Genomic DNA, 15,120 nt, shown 5'->3' on the forward strand with positions numbered 1-15,120 from the left:
GTGCACAGCCCCGAGCGGATGGCGATACTGATCGTGAACCTTGCACAGCGAGATGAACGATGACATCAGTGTCCGGCGAAAAGACAGCGGCAGGCATGACGGCACCACCTGCCGCTGGCGACGCTCAAGGGTGCGATGAGGCCATCTGGCAGCGTCTGCTGGCGCGCCACCCGATCGCCGGGGAGGCACTGCGCTACGGCGTGATCACCACTGGCATCTTCTGTCGCATCGGCTGCCCATCCCCGGCGCCACGCCGCGACAACCTGCGCCTGTTTGCCGATGCCCACGCGGCGCGAGCCGCAGGCATGCGCGCCTGTCGGCGCTGTCATCCTGAGCAGTCCGACAAGCCTGATCGCCCTCACGCCGACAAGCAGACTCGCCGTCCCGTCAGGGCCACGCCTGGAGCACCGATGATGCCGGAATCGAACGCCCTACTTTCACGCGCCTCCACTGCCGCCCGCTCGACACCTGTAGATGCTGCCTCAGCCCCCGCCTCGCCCTGGCCGCTGGCGGTATGCCGGCAGCTGGAGCGGGCCGTCGCCGCAGGCGAGCCCACCCCGACACTCGCAAGCCTGGCGGCGGAGCACGGGATAAGCGCCTCGCATCTTCAGCGCCGCTTCACGACACTGCTGGGCCTGTCTCCTTCCGAGTACTCGGCGGGTCTGCGTCAGATGCAGTTCCATGCGCTGCTGGAGGAAGGCCATGGCGTGACCGAGGCGATCATCGCCGCCGGCTATCGCTCCAGCAGCCGCGCCTATGCACGCAGGGACGGCATCACGCCCAGCGCCCGCCGCTCCGGCGGCCAGGGAGAAGACCTGCTGGCATTGCATTGGCCGTGTCGCTTCGGGATACCGGAACAGTCCTGCTGGCTGAGCGCAGGACTCAGCGCGCGTGGCGTGGCCGTCATCCAGCTCAGCGACAGTCGTGAGGCGGGCCAGCAGGCGCTGGAAGCACGTCTGCCCAAAGCCAATTGGCAGCAGATGGAGGCAGACGAGCAGGACGGCAGCGGTCACGCGGCCAGTCGCCTGCTGCATGCCTCACTGGGGGCACGGTTGCTCGCGCTGTGTGAGCAACCGGAGACCAGCCATGCGCTGCTGCTCGAACTGCCGCTGGATGTGCGTGGCACCGCCTTTCAATTGAGCGTCTGGCAGCAGCTCAACGCCACCATGAGTGGCGATACCCTGACCTACCGCCAGCTGGCCGAGGCGCTCGAGCGGCCGACCGCCAGCCGCGCCGTCGCCAATGCCTGTGGTGCCAACCCGCTGGCTCTGCTGACGCCTTGCCATCGTGTGGTACGCGGCGATGGCGGGCTCGGCGGCTATCGCTGGGGGGTGCCGCTCAAGCAGGCCAGATTGGCGCAGGAGTCCGGCACCCGCCGGGAGTGAGAGCGGCGATGTGCTAGAGCGTCATGGGGCGCAGTGTAGGCGGCGCCTGCAGCTGCTCGCGCACGATTTCCAGCGCGTGGGTCAGCGCCTCACGGCTCTCGGCAGCGCTCAGGCACAGCCGGATGGCCTGCGGTGGCGGCTCATTGCCGACACAGAAGGGCTCGGCGCTGGTGACGTGCACCCCCCGCTCGGCCAATGACGCGACCATCGCCTGACTGCGCTGCCCTTCGGGCAACTCGAGCCACAGATCGAATGAGGACGGCCGCGCCGCCGGCGACCACTCCGCCAGCAGCGTGCGGGCCAGTCGCTGGCGCGCGCGCATCTCCTCCATCTGCCACGCCACCAGCTGTGTCGCGTTGCCGCTGGTCAGCCAGGCACAGACCGTCTCCATCAACAGCGGCGCCACCATCCAGCTGTGGCTGCGCAGCACTGCGCCGATGCGGGTCAGTACCTCCACCGGCGCCCGCAATACGCCCAGGCGCAGGCCGCCGGCCAGCAATTTGGAGGTACTGAAGACATACAGGGTGCGCTCCGGCGCCATCTGATAGAGACGGGTGCCGCACTCCTCGTCAGGCAGATATTGCACCCCATCTTCCAGAATCCAGAAGTCATGCTGACGCGCGAGCGCAACCAGGGCCTCGCGCCGTGCATGAGACAACTGCGCCGCGCCCGGATTGTTCTGCTCGGCCATCACATAGACCATTCTGGGCGCCTGCTGACGACACAGCCGCGCCAGCGCCTCGACATCCATGCCGTCCTTGTCCAGCGGCACCCGCAACAGCTTGAGGCCACGTTCGGCGCTGGCGACGATCAGCCCGGGATAGGTCAGTGCGCCGGTGACCACGGCATCCCCGGGTGCCAGTAGTGCCGACAACGCCAGCGTGATGCCATTCTGGCCGCCCTGGGTCAGCATCAGCTCCTCGGGGTCAACCGGCATGCCGAGCTCGCCCATCCAGCTCGCCAGCAATTGACGGTGGCTGCCGTCGCCGAATTCATTCTGGTACTCGACACTGCGCAGCAAGGCCTCGGGTGACTGGCTGATCGCGGCCAGCGCCGCCGCCATACCCTGCTGCCGCGCGGGGTGAGGCGGTGGCAGGCTCATGGTGAGATCGATCACGCCGGACGCTGCTGGCAGCGCGCCCTCCTGCTCTGGCGCCAATCCGTAAGCCTTGCTGGCACGCAGAGCATGCCCGAAGCTGCTGAAGGATCCATGCGCGCTCCGGGTGGCGCCGTTGATGTAGGTGCCGCTCCCGACACGCGCCGACACCAGGCCACTCCGCTCGGCCTCGGCGTAGCCTCGCGTCACCGTGCCGATGGTCACGCCCAGCGCATCCGCCAGCCGCCGTTGAGGCGGCAGTCGCTCGCCTTCCTTGAGTTGGCCCGCGGCGATATCGAGACGGATGGCCTCCGCCAGCGCACGGTAACGCGGCATGGCGGGGTCCAGGGTCGGAATCCACATTGTCATGGTGACAAAAAACCTGTTGACGGTAATTGTCATCAGATTATGCTCAAAACATGCCGCCAACAAGCCACAAAACACGGGAATGTGCCGGCATCCACAAATTGAACCCATACAATCAGACACGCCTCTTCGACAACGCCCACCACGCTGAAGGACACCCATGGAATCCCTCGCCTTTCTGGCCCCCGCCACGCTTTTCATGCTGTCGATGACCCTGACACCCGGCCCCAACAACGTGATGCTGACGGCCTCGGGGGCCAACTATGGTTACTGGCGCACCCTGCCGCATATCTTCGGCATCCTGATCGGCTGCCTGGTGCTGTTCATCGCCATCGCGCTGGGGCTGGGGCTGGTCTTCGAGCGTTATCCCATCGTGCAGACGCTGCTGAAGGTGCTGGGCAGTGCCTACCTGCTCTACCTGGCCTGGAAGATCGCCACCGCCCCGCCCCCAGACTTCGCCAGCCAGCAGGATGCGCGTCCGATGACCTTCCTCGCGGCGTGCCTGTTCCAGTTCGCCAACCCCAAGGCCTGGGTGATGGGCATGGCGCTGATGGCAAGCTTTCTGCCCGAGGAAGGCCCGGCACTGCTCAACGCCGTATTGCTGGCAGGCTTCGCGGAACTGGTCGCGCTGCCGTGCATCTCGCTGTGGGCGGGCTTCGGGACCGCCATCGGGCGCCTGTTGAATACCGAGCGCGCCTGGAAGATCTTCAACCGCGTGATGGGCGTACTGACCGCTTCCTGCGTGGTGATGATCCTCGGCTGACCCTCAGCCTGAATCTGGAGTACGCGAATGACACCGGATCGTCGAACACTGTTCGAATAATCACTGTTCATGCAGGCGAGGTTGGTTAGACTGTCGAGACGCCAATTCCACGCTCGCACAGGACGCTCCCTGCATGCTGACACTCTACGGTGATCGCCGCTCCGGCAACTGCTACAAGGTCGAGCTGCTGCTGCACCTGCTCGAACGCCATCATCACTACATCGAGGTCGACATTCTGGCCGGCGACACCCGTACGCCGGAATTCCTGACCCGCAACGTCAATGGCAAGATCCCGCTGCTGGAGCTGCATCGCGGCGAGACGCTGTCAGAGTCGAATGCCATCCTGAATTACCTCGCCGATGGCAGTGACTATCTGCCGCGTGACCCCTTCCTGCGCGCCAAGGTGCTGCAGTGGCAGTTCTTCGAGCAGTACAGCCATGAGCCGTACATCGCCACCGCCCGCTTCATCAATCGCTACCTTGGCCTTCCCGACGAGCGCCGCGCCGAGTACGCCGCCAAGCAGGATGGTGGCAAGCGTGCCCTGCGCGTGATGGAGCACCATCTCGCCGAGCATGACTGGCTGGTCGGGGACCGATTCACGATCGCCGACATTTCCCTTTATGCTTATACGCATGTTGCCGATGAAGGCGGCTTCGCGCTGGATGACTATCCCGCCATTCAGGCGTGGCTGGCACGTGTCGCGGCGCAGCCGGGGCATTTCGATATCCCGCGGGACTGATAGGATATGGCATCCCCGACGACCGCCGTTTGCCAGGACACACGATGCCAACCTTGACCTATCGCCCAATGACACCGGAAGACCACCCTGCCTTCATCGCCATGATGGAGGCGACCCCGGGAGTGGTCATCCGCGATGCCGACCGCCATGCCCCTGTCGCCCGCTATCTGGCGCGCAACCCCGGCATGAGCCACCTGGCCTTTCTCGATGAGCGCCTGGTCGGCTGCGCCATGGCGGGCCATGACGGCAAGCGCGGCTATCTTCAGCATGTGATGACGGCGCCGGACATGCGTGGCCAGGGCATCGCCAGCACGCTGGTCGACCGCTGTCTGGCAGCCTTGGCCAGCGAAGGCATCGACAAGGTGCATCTGGATACCCTGCACGACAACCATGACGCTCATCGCTTCTGGGAGCGTCTTGGCTGGTCCAACCGCAATGCCGAGATCGTGCGCTTCTCGCGCATTCTGGTGGACAACCCCAACGCCTGAGACAGCCGCCTTCTATCCGGACGACCACTGAGCAAGCCCGATGACCGCTGAGCAAGGAGCTCTACCGTGCAATTTCTCGAAAATGACGACCTCGGCAAGCTGATACTGCGCCTGATGCTGGGCCTGCTGTTGCTGTTTCATGGCCTCTCGAAATTGCTCGGCGATGGCGGCACGCTGAGCTGGATCGCCGGCGAGCTCGAGAATCTGGGCATCCCGGGCGTGGTGGCCTATGGCGTCTACATCGGCGAGATCATCGCGCCCATCATGCTGGTGCTCGGCGTGCACTCGCGCATCGCCGGACTGATCGTGGTCGCCAACATGCTGTTCGCCTTTGCCGTGGCGCACATGGGCCAGCTGTTGAGCCTGTCGCCCTCCGGCGGCTGGGCGCTGGAGCTGCAAGGCTTCTTCCTCGCCAGCGCCCTGGCCATCGTCTTTCTCGGCAGCGGCCGCTTCGCGGTACAGGAGGACTGATGGCCGACGTCGTCACCGCCAGCACCTATTGCGAGAATGCTCCTCAGCACCCGATTCATGGCCCATATCATGATCATGAATACGGCTTTCCGGTCAGCGATGACCGGGTGCTGTTCGAACGCTTCGTGCTGGAGATCAATCAGGCCGGCCTCTCCTGGCTGACGGTACTCAAGAAGCGCGCGGCCTTCCGCGAGGCCTTCGAGGATTACGATATCGCGCGCATCGCCGCCTACGGGGACGAGGATCGCGCGCGCCTGCTCAGCAATGCCGGCATCATTCGCAACCGGCTCAAGATCAATGCCGTGATCCACAACGCAGGCGTGGTGATGCAGCTCAAGGACTCCCACGGCAGCTTCAGTGCCTGGCTGGATGCCCACCATCCACAACCGCTGTCAGCCTGGGTCAAGCTGTTCAAGAAGACCTTCCGCTTCACCGGCCCCGAGATCGTCAACGAGCTGCTGATGAGCTGCGGCTATCTGCCCGGCTGTCATCGTGATGATTGTCCGGTGCAGGCACGCGTGCTGGATGCCGGCCCGCGTTGGGCCGAGCCGGGCGCCCTGGCGGCGATCCGTGCAGATGACTGACGCCTGCTCCCACGCCTCCCGCTCTCTTCTTCCTCACAGGTAGCCCACGCATGGACTCCCTTACCCAGATCTGCCTCGGAGCCGTCGTTGGCGGCGCCGTCATGGCGCCGGCCATTCGCCGCCTGCCCGGCCCGAAACGCGGCGCGGCCATCCGCTATGCGCTGCTCGGCGGCGCGGCGCTCGGCACCCTGCCCGACCTCGACGTGATGATCGACTACGGTGACGCGGTCGCCAATTACACCCATCACCGCGGCTTCAGCCATTCCCTGCCGGTATTGGCGCTTTTGGGCATCGCGCTCGGCTGGCTGCTGGCGCGCCTGCCAAGGCTGGCGAGTCTCGGCCGTGGGCGGCTGATCGCCTACTGCGTGCTGTGCCTGGTCACCCACCCGCTGCTGGACAGCTTTACCACCTACGGCACCCAGCTGCTGTGGCCGTGGCCCAGCCGTCCCATCAGTCTGGCCAGCGTCTTCATCATCGACCCGCTCTACACCCTGCCGCTGCTGATCACCGGCCTGTGGGTGGCGATTCGTGGTCGCGCCGGGCGCCTTCTGACCGCGGGCCTCATGCTCTCGAGCCTCTATCTGGGCTGGGGGCTGGCCGCCAAGAGCTGGGTCGAACATCGCGTGGCGCCGCTGCTGGCCAGCCAGGGCTTCGCCGACGCCCCGCGCATGGTGCAGCCGACTCCCTTCAACAGCCTGCTGTGGCGTGTCAGCGCAACCACGCCGCAGGCGGATCACGAATGGATGGTCAGCGTGTTCGACTCCGACGCGCAGCTGGCGTCTCTCGCACGCCGTGATTTTCCGCGCCATCCGACGCTGGATGTCGAGGTCGCGAAGCTGGAGGACGGCCAGCGTCTGCGCTGGTTCGCGGCGCCCTATCTGCGCGCGAGCCGCGAGCGGACCCCGGAAGGCGAGACGCTGCTGGCAGTGACCGATACACGCCTGGGCTCACCCGGCTATCACCCCTTCCGCTTTGCCCTCGCACGCCAGAACGCCCAAGGGGAATGGCAAGGGCTCGAGGACAGCCAGCGCCTGCCCAGCCAGCCTGTCGATCGCGCCGCCCTGCTAAGCCTCTGGCAGGCCGTCCACGACCCGCAGACGCGCATGCAGCCGAATCAGCGCACCGTCTCTGCCACGCCCTCAAATCCCTCGGCCGAGACAAGATAAAGCGCCGCTGATGAAGGCCCGAGATACGACAACGCCCGCCATGGTAGCCATGGCGGGCGTTGTCGTATCAGTGCTGTGGTGACGATCAGCCGAGGTACTTGATCATCACCCCCGCGGCAACCGCCGAGCCGATCACGCCGGCCACGTTCGGCCCCATGGCATGCATCAGCAGGAAGTTGTGCGGGTTGTACTCGAGCCCGACCTTGTTGGAAACACGTGCCGCCATCGGCACCGCCGAGACACCGGCCGACCCGATCAGCGGATTGATCGGTGTCTTGGAGACCTTGTTCATCAGCTTGGCCATCAGTACCCCGCAGGCCGTGCCGATACCGAAGGCGACCACGCCGAGGGCCAGAATGCCCAGCGTCTCCACCGCCAGGAACTTGTCGGCCTGCAGCTTGGAGCCCACCGACAGCCCCAGGAAGATGGTGGTGATGTTGATCAGTGCGTTCTGGGCGGTATCCGACAGACGCTCCACCACGCCACACTCGCGCATCAGGTTACCGAAGCAGAACATGCCCAGCAGCGGTGCGGCGTCCGGCAGCAGCATCGCCACCATGATCAACAGCACCAGCGGGAAGAGGATCTTCTCGGTCTTGGACACCGGGCGCAGCTGGGTCATGACCAGGCTGCGTTCCTTGGCGGTGGTCAGCGCGCGCATGATCGGCGGCTGGATCATCGGCACCAGAGCCATGTAGGAGTAGGACGCCACGGCGATCGCGCCCAGCAGCTCCGGCGCCAGCAGGCTGGCGACGTAGATGGAGGTCGGGCCGTCCGCACCGCCGATGATGCCGATGGCCGCCGACTGCTGCAGGCTGAAGTCCATCAGGCCCATCGAGGTCAACGCCACCGCGCCCAGCAGGGTCGCGAAGATGCCGAACTGCGCCGCCGCACCGAGGAACAGGGTCTTGGGATTGGCCAGCAGCGGGCCGAAGTCCGTCATCGCGCCCACGCCCATGAAGATCACCAGCGGCGCGATGCCGGAGGCGATCGCCACGCTGTAGAAGCTGTAGAGCATGCCGTTGGAGAAGCCGCCATCCAGCGCCATGTTGCTGGCCTGCTGCTTGAGCGCGGCGGGAATCTCGCCATGCAGCGCCTGCTCCACCGCGTGGCGCGCCTCATCCAGCGGCAGGCTGGCGATGTTGACGTTGAGCAGATTGGCCATCGAAGCCAGCAGCTCCGGCTTGCCGAGATGGGCCGCCTGCTCGGCGGCAGACAGCGCCAGCCCGGCTTCCGGGATGTTGGCCAGAATGCCGCCGAAGCCGATCGGCACCAGCAGCAGGGGTTCGAAGTTCTTGCGGATCGCCAGATAAAGCAGGCCAAGGCCGATGACGATCATCGCCAGCTGGCCGAAGCTCATGTTGTAGAGCCCCGAGCCGTGCCAGAGGTTGAGTATCTTGTCCATGTCGTGTCGCCTTGCAGAGGAGCATCACCGACCGGCCCGCCGTGCATGACGACGGGCCGGACACACCGGCTCAGAGGGTGATCAGAACGTCGCCGACACTGACACTGTCGCCTTCCTTGACCTTCACCGCGGAGACGGTACCGGCCTGGTGGGCACGGATCTCGGTCTCCATCTTCATCGCCTCGAGGATGATGACCACATCCCCTTCGGCCACGCTGTCACCGACACTGACATTGACCTTGAAGATGTTGCCCGCCAGCGGCGCACTCACCGGCTCACCGGAGGCGGCCTGTGCGGCAGGTGCCGCCGCTGCGGCTGCCGGAGCAGGCGCCGCTGGCGCGCTGGCCTGCACCTGGGTGATGTCTCCGCCTTCGGCGACCTCGACCACATACTGCTTGCCGTTGACGTTCAGGGTGTAGGTCTGCGGACCGCTCGACGCGGTTTGAGTACTGACGGCCGGCGCTGCGGCGTCCGGCGCACTTGCAGACTTGGACGCCTTGTCATCGACAGCCTGCGGGGCGGGCTCGAAGGCATCCGGGTTGCCACGATTGCGCAGGAACTTGAGGCCGATCTGCGGGAACAGCGCGTAGGTCAGCACGTCATCGGTCTCGCGCTCGCCGCCTTCCAGCGTGATGCCCTCTTCACTGGCCTTGCCCTTGAGCTCCTCACGCAGACGCTCCATCTCCGGCGTCAGGTTGTCGGCCGGGCGGCAGGTGATCGGCTCGCCGCCTTCCAGCACGCGGGACTGAAGCTCGCTGTCGAAGGGCGCCGGTGCCGCACCATATTCACCCTTGAGCAGCGCCTGCACTTCCTTGGAGATCGACTTGTAGCGCTCACCCATCATCACGTTCATCACCGACTGGGTGCCGACGATCTGTGAGGTCGGGGTCACCAGCGGGATATAGCCCAGGTCCTTGCGCACACGCGGAATCTCGGCGAGCACGTCATCCAGCTTGTCACCGGCGCCCTGCTCCTTGAGCTGGCTTTCCATGTTGGTGAGCATGCCACCCGGCACCTGCGCGACCAGGATGCGCGAGTCGATACCGCGCAGGCTGCCTTCGAAAGCCGCGTATTTCTTGCGCACTTCGCGGAAATAGCCGGCGATATCCTCGAGTTTCTCGAGATCGAGCCCGGTATCGCGCTCGGTTCCCGCCAGCATCGCGACCACGGATTCCGTCGGGCTATGGCCGTAGGTCATCGACATGGAAGAGATGGAGGTGTCGACGTTGTCGATGCCCGCCTCGATGGCCTTGAGGGCCGTGGCGGTGGAAAGCCCGGTGGTGGCGTGGCACTGCATGTGGATCGGGATCGACAGGCTCGCCTTGAGGCGCGAGACCAGTTCAAAGGCGGTGTACGGCGTCAGCAGGCCTGCCATGTCCTTGATCGCCAGTGACTGGGCCCCCATGGACTCGATCTTCTGTGCCAGCTCGACCCACATCTCCAGGGTGTGCACGGGGCTCACGGTGTAGGAGATGGTGCCCTGGGCATGCTTGCCCTGATCCAGTACCGCCTTGAGCGGACGCTCGAGGTTGCGCGGGTCATTCATGGCATCGAAGACACGGAAGACATCGACACCGCTGGTCGCGGCACGCTTGACGAAGGTATCCACCACATCATCGGCGTAATGACGATAGCCGAGCAGGTTCTGGGCGCGCAGCAGCATCTGCTGTTGGGTCTTGGGCATCGCTTCCTTCAAGGCACGAATGCGCGCCCAGGGGTCTTCACCCAGGTAGCGAATACAGGCGTCGAAGGTCGCGCCGCCCCAGCTCTCCAGCGACCAGAAGCCGATGTCGTCCAGCTTGGCGGCGATCGGCAGCATGTCATCGAGGCGCATGCGCGTGGCCAACAGTGACTGATGCGCGTCGCGCAGTACCACATCCGTGATGCCCAGCGGTTGCTTGTCCATGAGTGATCCCTTGTTCTTTATATTGTGGATATCGAGTTCTGCGCGCGCTGCAGGCAGCCTGTTGCGTCGGCCTGCAACACAGAATATTGCACTCGGGGGGAGGTCTACCCACCGTACTGCTCGTGATAGAATCGCCGCCTGCTATTCTCGGCAGTGGTCAGACGCTCGGCAGAGCCCAGACGCTATAGGCGAAGCTGCGAAAGCGTCAGTGCTTGTGCTGGTCCTGCCGGAAGCGGTGAATCGCCGCGGCCATGACGGCCGTCAGTTCGCTGTCGTCCTCTGCCGCAGGAGCCGGGGCAGCCGGTCCCCGCGCAGCACCTGGCGCAGCGGGCACTGGTGCAGGCGCGAAGCGATCCACCAGCCTGGCCATCGCCATCATGGCGACCACCAGCAGACTTAGAAACACGAACACGAACCCCATCCCGAACACCATCAGGTTCAAGCCTTCACCGAGCAGATCATTCTCTTGCATGCCAGTGTCCTCGAGTCTTTCTCGTTATCGAGCCGCACTACGGCGCAGCGCCTGCGCTGAACGCCAATGTCTTCGGTCACGCCGGACACGGCACGACGGATAGGCTCCGCCGCCGATAGCCTCTGTCGGTATGCCCATGCAGCTGCATTCAATGCTTGTTGGTCGCTCTAAAGTGCCTGATTCCACGGCAATTGCAATGACACCATCGTTGACCCCACAGGCCCTCGCGCGGGCCGGCCGCATCGGCATCGCGCCGATGGAAGGCGTGATAGATGACATCACGCGCGAATGTCTCACCGGCCTTGGCGGCTACGACTGGTGCGTGACGGAATTCGTGCGCGTGACCCACGTCAAGTTACCGCCGCGCGTCTTCAAGCGCATCTGTCCGGAGCTGCTCGACGCCTCCCCGACACAGACGACCCGTACACGACACGGGACCCCGGTCGCCCTGCAGCTGCTGGGAGCCGACCCCGAGGCACTGGGCATCAATGCCCGCGTCGCCGCGCGTCTGGGTGCGCCAAGCGTCGATATCAATTTCGGCTGCCCAGCCAAGACCGTCAACCGACATGATGGTGGCGCGGCACTGCTACGCTCGCCGGAACGCGTCTTCCGCGCGGTGGAAGGCGTGCGCAAGGCACTCGAGGGGACGGGCGTACCGGTCACCGCCAAGATTCGTCTCGGCTTCAATGATCGGCGCCTGGCGCTGGCCTGCGCTCAGGCGGCAGAGGCAGGCGGTGCGACCCAGCTGGTGGTGCATGGGCGAACCAAACAGGAAGGCTATCGCCCACCGGCGCACTGGGAATGGATCGGCAAGATCACCTCCGAGCTCTCCATTCCGGTGGTCGCCAATGGCGATATCTGGGATATGCACTGCTACTGGCGGGCGCGCTCCCTGTCCGGCTGTCGCGATGTCATGCTGGGGCGGGCCGCCCTGGCCGACCCCTTCCTGGCGGCGCGCATCAAGCATTGGCAAGCGACCGGCGAGCTGCTGCCCGAGACGGACTGGACACAGCGTGCGCAGGTGCTGCTCTCCCATGCTGAGCGCTGCGCCCACCTCCCCGACAAGGTGATGGTGCCGCTGCTCAAGCAGTGGATGAACATGATGCGCCAGAGCGGCAACGCGGAAGCCGAAAGCCGTTTCCAGGCCATCAAGCGCCACAAGGGGCGCGCCGAGTTCTTCACCGGCCTGGTGGCCGGCACTGCGCTGGAGCTGGCGCCAAGCCTTCTGACGTCGGTGACTCGCATGCCGGAACCGACTCAGACATCGGAATCGCCTCAGGCATCAGAATCGCCCCAGGCATCGGAAACGGAAGCCGCGACCACCCCGGCCTGAGCCTGAACCTGAACATCAGCACCGACCAACACCCGATCCGTTCGCTGCCCCGATCAGTGAACCAAAAAAAGGGCGCCCCTCGCGAAAAGGGCGCCCTGGCGATCGTCCGCCCGAAGGCGTGACATCACAGTCAAGGAAAGCGGTAGAACACTCAGGTCATCAGCAATGTGGGGATCGGGGCCGTGCAGGCGGCGATCACTCGGCGCTGATCTTGCCTCATAGCCTGGCTCAATAGCCTGGCTTCTTTCATTGCCTGACTTTTCTTCAGACGAAGAAAAACCCGCTTCAGTGAAGCGGGTTTTTCAATTGGCGCGCCCTGGAGGATTCGAACCTCCGACCGCCTGATTCGTAGTCAGGTACTCTATCCAGCTGAGCTAAGGGCGCATAAACCTTGAAATCTGTGGCCTGAGCATTTCAAATGACTTCAGGACTTTATCGTGCGAGTACTGCGTCTTTCCAACTTCATGTCTTGCGTTGCAGTGGCGCGCCCTGGAGGATTCGAACCTCCGACCGCCTGATTCGTAGTCAGGTACTCTATCCAGCTGAGCTAAGGGCGCATCTTACTGCATTTGTACCTAATGGCGGAGAGAGAGGGATTCGAACCCTCGATAGGGCTATAAACCCTATACTCCCTTAGCAGGGGAGCGCCTTCAGCCACTCGGCCACCTCTCCTCATCAGGTACGGCGCATATCTTACTCATTTGATTGGGCTTTGTCCAGCCCCTGTGTCGATTTTTTGGCTTCGATGCTGAACATCTCATCACCACTCGACAACAGGCTCGAGGCTGCGCGCCCCCAAGCAATCTCCCCGCATGAACCAGAACATGACGATGGCTAGCCTGTCGTCGCGTCTCGTTCGAGGGAGCGGGCATATTACCGAACCAGAATCGGCTTGTCTCCCCCTTTTTGAGAAAAAAGCCAAATTTTTCCCTTACGGAACACAGACTTGAACAAGCCACCCTCTCATCACCCCGCATGAGCCGCTGCTCATGGAGGTAAGTACGCCGTTGTTCATGAGCTAGGCGGACCGCCCTCGCCTGCGCCAGGCCCACACACGCGAACGCCAGCCATGGGGACAATGGCTGGCGTTCATCGGGTCGTGCAGGGTCGTGCGACGTGCAGGCGCAGCATGCCGTCAGGCGATGGCGTCGCCATTGTCTTCTTTCTCACGCTGGATGCGCTGATAGATCTCTTCTCGATGGACGGCAACGTCCTTGGGCGCGTTCACACCGATACGCACCTGATTACCTTTCACTCCGAGAACGGTGACAGTGATGTCGTCTCCGATCATCAGAGTTTCACCCACTCTACGGGTCAGGATGAGCATGACTGATCTCCTTGTCAGAAATTCAAAACAGCTGGGACTTCAACGGGATGTGGAGGCGGCGATCGACCGGGACAAGTCGACCACCCTGATGCATGAAGCTCGAATTATGCGCTATGCATGCTCCGACGGCCAATGCCATACCTTCATCACACCCGATAGACACGTTGAATGAAAGCGCCCGATGCACAGACTGACATTCAGAAGAATGACAGAAAATGCATCGGGCGCTATCGACTTCACGTGCCGCACGTCTGCCAGACCAATATCCGCGGCCTGGGCACCGACGCTTCACGACTTGGGCAAGTCATTGATTGTCGGTGTCTTTACGACTTCCTTGCTGCACGCTCCGTGGTGAGACTCAGGCAGTCTCGTCGCTGACCGCTTCTGCATCCAGGCCGAAAGCGGTGTGCAGGGAGCGAACCGCCAGCTCCATGAATTTCTCGTCGATCAGGACGGAAATCTTGATCTCTGAAGTGGAGACCATGCGGATATTGATGCCTTCTTCCGCCAGTACGCGGAACATCTTGGAGGCGACACCGGCGTGAGAACGCATGCCGACACCGACCAGCGAGACCTTGGCGATGTTGTCATCACCGCGCATCTCACCACCACCGACGGACGGAATCACCGTCTCGGTCAGGATGCGCTGGGTCGCCTTGAAGTCGGTCTTGGCGACGGTGAAGGAGAAGTCAGTGGTATTGCCGTCCGGAGAGACGTTCTGGACGATCATGTCGATTTCGATGTTGGAATCGGCGATCGGGCCCAGAATCTTGGAAGCGACACCCGGGATATCCGGCGTGTTGAGCAGAGTCAGCTTGGCTTCGTTGACATTGAAGGCGATGCCGGAGATCAGCGGTTCTTCCATGTTGTCTTCTTCCTCAGCGACGATCAGGGTACCCGGGCCATCCTCGAAGGAAGACAGCACACGCAGGGGAACATTGTACTTGCCGGCGAATTCCACCGAACGGATCTGCAGGATCTTGGAGCCCAGGCTCGCCATTTCCAGCATTTCCTCGACGGTCACCGTTTCCAGACGACGTGCCTTGGAGCACACGCGCGGGTCAGTGGTATAGACACCATCGACATCGGTATAGATCTGGCACTCATCCGCCTTCAGTGCGGCAGCCAGCGCGACACCGGTGGTGTCAGAGCCACCACGACCCAGCGTCGTGATGTTGCCCTCTTCATCGACACCCTGGAAGCCTGCCACCACGACCACCTTGCCATCGTCGAGGTCTTCACGCAGGTCATCGGTATCGATGTGCTGGATACGCGCCTTGGTGTGCGCGCTATCGGTGCGGATTCCCACCTGCGCCCCTGTGTAGGAGGTCGCGTCGACGCCGATCTTCTGCAGCGCCATGGCCAGCAGGGAAATGGTGACCTGCTCGCCAGTGGAGACCAGCATGTCCATCTCGCGCGGTGTCGGGTCATCATTGATCTCGCTGGCGAGACCGATCAGTCGGTTGGTCTCGCCACTCATGGCAGAGACGACCACGACAATCTGATGGCCTTCATCGCGGAATCGCTTGACCTTCTCGGCGACGGCCTTGATCCGCTCCACCGAGCCGACCGAAGTGCCTCCGAACTTCTGAACGTATAGCGCCATGTGCGTTTCCGTT

Annotated in this window: 14 protein-coding genes and 3 tRNA genes; 8 read left to right on the forward strand and 9 right to left on the reverse strand. The window is 63.6% G+C overall.

The genetic code is table 11. The annotated features are described in order from the left end of the window. The first annotated feature begins 59 nt into the window (after window positions 1-59). The gene (locus LCW13_RS15180) at window positions 60-1,385 is read left to right on the forward strand and encodes a methylated-DNA--[protein]-cysteine S-methyltransferase (RefSeq protein WP_225347326.1); all 1,326 of its coding nucleotides are present in this window, start codon (window positions 60-62) and stop codon (window positions 1,383-1,385) included. A 13-nt stretch (window positions 1,386-1,398) separates the two neighbouring features. Here LCW13_RS15180 and LCW13_RS15185 read toward each other — a convergent pair whose 3' ends face one another. Further along, on the reverse strand, window positions 1,399-2,850 hold the full coding sequence (locus tag LCW13_RS15185; protein ID WP_225347327.1) for an aminotransferase-like domain-containing protein: 1,452 nt from the start codon (window positions 2,848-2,850) through the stop codon (window positions 1,399-1,401). 157 nt (window positions 2,851-3,007) lie between these two features. Here LCW13_RS15185 and LCW13_RS15190 point away from each other — a divergent pair, with 157 nt between their 5' ends. From LCW13_RS15190 to LCW13_RS15215, 6 genes are all read left to right on the forward strand, one after another. Further along, window positions 3,008-3,610 (forward strand): LysE family translocator, encoded by a 603-nt coding sequence (locus LCW13_RS15190; protein ID WP_043332923.1) that lies wholly within the window; start codon window positions 3,008-3,010, stop codon window positions 3,608-3,610. A gap of 133 nt (window positions 3,611-3,743) precedes the next feature. Further along, complete coding sequence (locus tag LCW13_RS15195) at window positions 3,744-4,349, forward strand: glutathione S-transferase family protein (RefSeq protein WP_225347328.1); 606 nt, start codon at window positions 3,744-3,746, stop codon at window positions 4,347-4,349. Between the two features lie 44 nt (window positions 4,350-4,393). Beyond that, entirely contained in the window at window positions 4,394-4,837 is a 444-nt protein-coding gene (locus LCW13_RS15200) for a GNAT family N-acetyltransferase (RefSeq protein ID WP_107335943.1), read from the forward strand. A 66-nt stretch (window positions 4,838-4,903) separates the two neighbouring features. After that, the gene (locus LCW13_RS15205; protein WP_043332928.1) at window positions 4,904-5,308 is read left to right on the forward strand and encodes a DoxX family protein; all 405 of its coding nucleotides are present in this window, start codon (window positions 4,904-4,906) and stop codon (window positions 5,306-5,308) included. Continuing rightward, entirely contained in the window at window positions 5,308-5,892 is a 585-nt protein-coding gene (locus tag LCW13_RS15210; protein ID WP_225347329.1) for a DNA-3-methyladenine glycosylase I, read from the forward strand. Before LCW13_RS15205 ends, LCW13_RS15210 begins: the two co-directional genes overlap by 1 nt. Window positions 5,893-5,942: 50 nt before the next feature. Then, entirely contained in the window at window positions 5,943-7,058 is a 1,116-nt protein-coding gene (locus LCW13_RS15215; RefSeq protein ID WP_225347330.1) for a metal-dependent hydrolase, read from the forward strand. Between the two features lie 85 nt (window positions 7,059-7,143). On the opposite strand, the gene LCW13_RS15220 is transcribed toward LCW13_RS15215, so the two are convergent. The 3 genes from LCW13_RS15220 to LCW13_RS15230 all read right to left on the reverse strand — a co-directional run bounded on the left by LCW13_RS15220 (window position 7,144) and on the right by LCW13_RS15230 (window position 10,841). Continuing rightward, complete coding sequence (locus LCW13_RS15220; protein WP_192839147.1) at window positions 7,144-8,463, reverse strand: sodium ion-translocating decarboxylase subunit beta; 1,320 nt, start codon at window positions 8,461-8,463, stop codon at window positions 7,144-7,146. A 70-nt stretch (window positions 8,464-8,533) separates the two neighbouring features. Continuing rightward, complete coding sequence (oadA, locus tag LCW13_RS15225) at window positions 8,534-10,369, reverse strand: sodium-extruding oxaloacetate decarboxylase subunit alpha (RefSeq protein WP_225347331.1); 1,836 nt, start codon at window positions 10,367-10,369, stop codon at window positions 8,534-8,536. Window positions 10,370-10,574: 205 nt separating this feature from the next. Beyond that, window positions 10,575-10,841 (reverse strand): OadG family protein, encoded by a 267-nt coding sequence (locus LCW13_RS15230; protein ID WP_225347332.1) that lies wholly within the window; start codon window positions 10,839-10,841, stop codon window positions 10,575-10,577. Between the two features lie 256 nt (window positions 10,842-11,097). Between LCW13_RS15230 and LCW13_RS15235 the strand changes: the two genes are divergently transcribed. Further along, window positions 11,098-12,174: a tRNA dihydrouridine synthase gene (locus LCW13_RS15235; protein WP_225348180.1), complete on the forward strand. Its 1,077-nt coding sequence runs from the start codon at window positions 11,098-11,100 to the stop codon at window positions 12,172-12,174. A gap of 307 nt (window positions 12,175-12,481) precedes the next feature. Here LCW13_RS15235 and LCW13_RS15240 read toward each other — a convergent pair. The 5 genes from LCW13_RS15240 to LCW13_RS15260 form a co-directional block, all read right to left on the reverse strand. After that, window positions 12,482-12,558 (reverse strand) — tRNA-Arg (locus LCW13_RS15240). Window positions 12,559-12,654: 96 nt separating this feature from the next. Next, window positions 12,655-12,731: transfer RNA gene (locus LCW13_RS15245), tRNA-Arg, on the reverse strand. 22 nt (window positions 12,732-12,753) lie between these two features. Further along, a tRNA-Ser gene (locus LCW13_RS15250) sits at window positions 12,754-12,846 on the reverse strand. A 463-nt stretch (window positions 12,847-13,309) separates the two neighbouring features. Beyond that, window positions 13,310-13,501, reverse strand: a complete 192-nt coding sequence (gene csrA, locus LCW13_RS15255; protein WP_043332937.1) for a carbon storage regulator CsrA — start codon at window positions 13,499-13,501, stop codon at window positions 13,310-13,312. A 358-nt stretch (window positions 13,502-13,859) separates the two neighbouring features. After that, entirely contained in the window at window positions 13,860-15,107 is a 1,248-nt protein-coding gene (locus LCW13_RS15260) for an aspartate kinase (protein ID WP_225347333.1), read from the reverse strand. Between the last annotated feature and the right edge of the window lie 13 nt (window positions 15,108-15,120).

The sequence above is a fragment of the Cobetia amphilecti genome (assembly GCF_020217465.1).
In the GTDB taxonomy this organism is placed as follows: Bacteria; Pseudomonadota; Gammaproteobacteria; order Pseudomonadales; family Halomonadaceae; genus Cobetia; species Cobetia amphilecti.

Bases quoted from the DNA above. Each gene is read 5' to 3' on its own strand.
- LCW13_RS15230 (WP_225347332.1), bottom strand. From the start codon at position 10,841: ATGCAAGAGAATGATCTGCTCGGTGAAGGCTTGAACCTGATGGTGTTC.
- LCW13_RS15190 (WP_043332923.1), top strand. From the start codon at position 3,008: ATGGAATCCCTCGCCTTTCTGGCCCCCGCCACGCTTTTCATGCTGTCG.
- LCW13_RS15185 (WP_225347327.1), bottom strand. From the start codon at position 2,850: ATGACAATGTGGATTCCGACCCTGGACCCCGCCATGCCGCGTTACCGT.
- LCW13_RS15220 (WP_192839147.1), bottom strand. From the start codon at position 8,463: ATGGACAAGATACTCAACCTCTGGCACGGCTCGGGGCTCTACAACATG.
- oadA (WP_225347331.1), bottom strand. From the start codon at position 10,369: ATGGACAAGCAACCGCTGGGCATCACGGATGTGGTACTGCGCGACGCG.
- LCW13_RS15180 (WP_225347326.1), top strand. From the start codon at position 60: ATGACATCAGTGTCCGGCGAAAAGACAGCGGCAGGCATGACGGCACCA.
- LCW13_RS15235 (WP_225348180.1), top strand. From the start codon at position 11,098: ATGGAAGGCGTGATAGATGACATCACGCGCGAATGTCTCACCGGCCTT.
- LCW13_RS15210 (WP_225347329.1), top strand. From the start codon at position 5,308: ATGGCCGACGTCGTCACCGCCAGCACCTATTGCGAGAATGCTCCTCAG.
- LCW13_RS15260 (WP_225347333.1), bottom strand. From the start codon at position 15,107: ATGGCGCTATACGTTCAGAAGTTCGGAGGCACTTCGGTCGGCTCGGTG.
- LCW13_RS15195 (WP_225347328.1), top strand. From the start codon at position 3,744: ATGCTGACACTCTACGGTGATCGCCGCTCCGGCAACTGCTACAAGGTC.
- LCW13_RS15215 (WP_225347330.1), top strand. From the start codon at position 5,943: ATGGACTCCCTTACCCAGATCTGCCTCGGAGCCGTCGTTGGCGGCGCC.
- csrA (WP_043332937.1), bottom strand. From the start codon at position 13,501: ATGCTCATCCTGACCCGTAGAGTGGGTGAAACTCTGATGATCGGAGAC.
- LCW13_RS15200 (WP_107335943.1), top strand. From the start codon at position 4,394: ATGCCAACCTTGACCTATCGCCCAATGACACCGGAAGACCACCCTGCC.